This is a genomic window from Albidovulum sp., from assembly GCF_049646345.1.
In the GTDB taxonomy this organism is placed as follows: domain Bacteria; phylum Pseudomonadota; class Alphaproteobacteria; order Rhodobacterales; family Rhodobacteraceae; genus Albidovulum.
This window is the reverse complement of the sequence record NZ_JBARVQ010000116.1, coordinates 1-2,399: the sequence shown is the minus strand read 5'-3', so window position 1 is coordinate 2,399 and position 2,399 is coordinate 1. Positions and strand designations below refer to the sequence as shown.

4 protein-coding genes and 1 pseudogene are annotated in these 2,399 nt (G+C 62.2%); all 5 read right to left on the bottom strand.

Features of this window, described 5'->3' with window-relative positions:
- A partial coding sequence (locus tag WBB85_RS02975) for an aldehyde dehydrogenase family protein (RefSeq protein WP_432637132.1) occupies nt 1-224 on the bottom strand: 224 nt, incomplete at its 3' end.
- Nucleotides 225-231: 7 nt separating this feature from the next.
- Nucleotides 232-579 (bottom strand): cupin domain-containing protein, encoded by a 348-nt coding sequence (locus WBB85_RS02970; RefSeq protein ID WP_432637134.1) that lies wholly within the window; start codon nt 577-579, stop codon nt 232-234.
- Between the two features lie 48 nt (nt 580-627).
- A pseudogene (locus WBB85_RS02965) lies at nt 628-951 on the bottom strand (cupin domain-containing protein); the annotation flags it as partial.
- A complete protein-coding gene (locus tag WBB85_RS02960) occupies nt 948-2,225 on the bottom strand; it encodes a nucleotide disphospho-sugar-binding domain-containing protein (protein WP_432637130.1) in 1,278 nt (425 codons plus the stop codon). The gene WBB85_RS02960 and the pseudogene WBB85_RS02965, both read right to left, overlap by 4 nt.
- 15 nt (nt 2,226-2,240) lie before the next feature.
- Nucleotides 2,241-2,387, bottom strand: coding sequence for a hypothetical protein (locus tag WBB85_RS02955; RefSeq protein ID WP_432637133.1), 147 nt, complete (start codon nt 2,385-2,387; stop codon nt 2,241-2,243).
- Nucleotides 2,388-2,399: the final 12 nt, after the last annotated feature.

Genomic DNA, 2,399 nt, shown 5'->3' with positions numbered 1-2,399 from the left:
AGATCGTGCAGGATCTTCGCGCGCGACTTTGCATCCACCCGCTTCCAACTGGCCTGGGCGGCGGTAACCGCATTTATCACGTAGGCTGTCTCGTCTTCGTCGGCCTCGGTTATTCTGCCCACGACTTCTAGCGTCGCGGGGTCGATGACATCGCGCGGAACGCCGGCCATTGGCCGAAAACCGGGGGTGACGAAGCAGGCGGGGTGGGCGGGATCGAAGTCCATTCTGGCCTCAGCGGATCATGTAGACCTTCTTGATGGTCTCGTGGACGGTACAGGTACCCTTCCAGTCTTGCGGGAAGAAGGCGGCGGTATCGGGCGTGATCTCGATCACCTCGCCGCTTTCGTGAACGTAGGTGCAGCGCCCCTCAAGGAAGTGGCAGAACTCGTCGCGCGTGACGTGGCAGAACCATTTGCCCGGTGTGCAAACCCACAGCCCGCATTCGCTCTCGCCGCCCGGCCCCTTGTGGATCACTCGGCCTGATGTGTGCGAGGCGCCCTCGATCATCGTGGGGATCACCCCCCAGTCGACTAAATCGGTCTGGTCCAATGGGTTCTGCATCCGGGGGGTCGCGGTCATGTCCATCATCCTTTCAGGCTCATCTTCAGCCAACATATAAGTGTTTCGCATCGTCTCATGCACCGCGCAGGTCCCGGTCCAACCGGCCGGAAACACCACCAGCGTCTCGGGACCAACCTCGACCCGCTCACCCGTATCGCGCGAATAGGTCGCGCGGCCCACAGTGAAATAACACAACTCGTCGCGCGGAATGGACAGCCGCCATTCCCCCGGCGTGCAGACCCAGATACCAACCTCGGGCCGGTTCCCCGGCCCCTTGTGGACAAGCTTGCCCGTCGAATGCGAGGCACCGGCGATCGCATCGGGCTGGGCGCCCCAGTCGACGAGGTCGGCGCGGGTCGATGCCTCGTGAAGATGCGGGGCCGAACTCACTTCGCGAGCCCATCAAGGAGTTTCGCAGCCTTGGCCGGGCCGTTCTGCGATTGCATGTGCTGCGACGTGGCGGCGAGCTTCGCCGCCATCGCCGTGTCGGTCAGGCAGGTTTCGATCTTTGCCAGCAGTTCCGCGTCGGTCCAATCGTAGCGCGGCATCTTGAACCCGTGCCCCGTCTCCTGCACCCGCGTCGCGTTGTCGTGGCCATCCCAGACATAGGGCATGATGATCGCGGGCTTGCCGAAGTAGAGGCATTCGGTGAACGAGTTGTTGCCGCCGTGATGGATGACCGCATCTACCTGCGGGATGACGGAGGGCTGCGGGAACCAGCCTGCCACCTGCACGTTGCCGGGCAGGTCGGAATATTCGGCGGCATAGTCGCCTATGTTCACCAGCGCACGGTAGGGCGACTGCGCCAGCGCCGCGATGATCCGCTTCAGCAGGTCCGTATCGCCCGCACCGAGAGAGCCGAATGAGACGTAAAGAAGCGGGCCGTCATTGTTCTTGGCAAAGGTCGGAACCTCGTAGGGTTCCTCCTTCCTGACGCAACCTTCGAGATATTGGAACCGGCTCGGGTCGAGCGGTACGTCGCGGTGGAACTTCACCGGTTCGGGGTAGAGGAGGAGGTTCATGTAGGGCGAGGCTTCGAAGAACTGGCCTATCGGATAGGCATCCTCGCCGCATTCGGCGAGGAAGGCGTTGAAGTCGTCATGGATCGGCTTGATCACGCTGTTGAATTTGTTTCTGAACGCCTCGTGGCAGGCCTTGTCGTTCTCGCCGCAGCCTGAGAGGTGCGGCGGGATGCCATCATCCTCGATCTCGTTTTCCGAGCAGGAGATGACGCGCACCCAGGGCACGCCGTACTGCTTGATCGCGGGAAAGAGGATCACATTGTCAACCGCGATCACGTCGGGCTTCACCTTGGCCAGCACGCCCGGAAGGTCCTTTTGCGCCCATTTCGCGCTGTCGACGATGGCCTCCCAGCAATCCTTCACATAGTTGTCGATCTGGTCGATCGGTGCCTTGCGGAAGTTCGGGATGTGGCCGTTGATGAAATCCTCCCAGAATTTCGCCATCTGCTCGGGCGGCATCGGTTCGGACAAGGCCACGGGATGCGCTTCGAATCCGTAGCCCTGATAGACCTCGACGAAACCGGGATCGGACAGGAACACTGCCTTGTGGCCAAGTGCCTCGACCGCTTGCGCGATGCCGACGGAATTCAGTGCCGGACCAAAGGCGGCTTCGGGGAAGAAGGCGAAGGTTTTCTGGGCCATGGTTGTCTCCCTATTCTAGTCGTTGAATTGGCGTGTATCGGTCTCGGTCCAGCCGAGCGTGACGGTATCGCCCTCGGCCACCGGGCGCCGGTCGGCGGCGTTGGCGGTCAGGCGGACGAGAAGCGGCTTTGGCGACAGCGGTGTCGCGACGTGAAGCTGCAGGTCGAGCCCGTG

What these genes read in the sequence shown, in the direction of transcription:
- WBB85_RS02970 (WP_432637134.1), bottom strand. Translation starts at nt 579, where the DNA reads ATGACCGCGACCCCCCGGATGCAGAACCCATTGGACCAGACCGATTTA.
- WBB85_RS02960 (WP_432637130.1), bottom strand. Translation starts at nt 2,225, where the DNA reads ATGGCCCAGAAAACCTTCGCCTTCTTCCCCGAAGCCGCCTTTGGTCCG.